The 655-nt window shown below is 68.4% G+C and carries 1 protein-coding gene; it reads right to left on the bottom strand.

Annotated features, from left to right (window positions below; genetic code table 11):
- Window positions 1-533: hypothetical protein (locus tag CAI21_RS22835; protein WP_258869025.1), on the bottom strand; the 533-nt coding region annotated here is incomplete at its 3' end.
- Window positions 534-655 lie beyond the last annotated feature (122 nt).

Below are 655 nucleotides of genomic sequence, written 5' to 3'. Positions count from 1 at the left end.
TTGCTATTGACCACGTTGGCCAGATCCTCTCGCCAGCCGTTGCCGGTGACCAGCTCCGGTCGGTGGTATTGATGGGAGTGGTGGATGTACTCCCGGTACAAGGCATTGTACGCCTCGCTGCCGGGGCCGGCACGCTCCGCTCGCCGCACCAAGCGGCGCAGCGTCTCGGAGACCTCGTAGGCGTAACCCTCTCGGCCTAAGGTCGCCAGCGGCTGCAACGGCACGCCGCTGTCGACGGCGGCCGCGTACATCCGCTCCAGCGCGACGTAGGCCAGATCTTCGTAGACGTGGCGGCTGGCCTGAAAGCGCACGCTGGTGGCGCGGCGCCCGCCTTTGATGAGGTTGGTACGCCCGATAATCGGCTCGACCACCAGCCCGGGCGCGGCATGCGCCGTTTGATAGGCCGCCGCTTGCGCGGCGATCTCGGCATCGCGCGTGGCGGGGTCGATCCAGTAGAAGGTTCGGGGCGGGAAGTGCACCACGTCGGGGCCGCTGCGGTAACCGCCGCCGACGTCGGAGTGGACGCCGGGCATCACGTCTTCCACGAAGTGGTCGGGCAGGCTGCCGTCGGCGGCCTTGATCGAGGAGAGCGGAAAGTTCTCCCGCACCTCGTCCCGCGCCGTGAGGTGGTAGACGGTTTGCGCGGCGTGCGGGT

The sequence above is a fragment of the Alkalilimnicola ehrlichii genome (assembly GCF_003399765.1).
Classification (GTDB): Bacteria; Pseudomonadota; Gammaproteobacteria; order Nitrococcales; family AK92; genus AK92.
The sequence above is the reverse complement of the archived record's forward strand: the minus strand, read 5'-3'. Positions and strand labels throughout refer to the sequence as shown.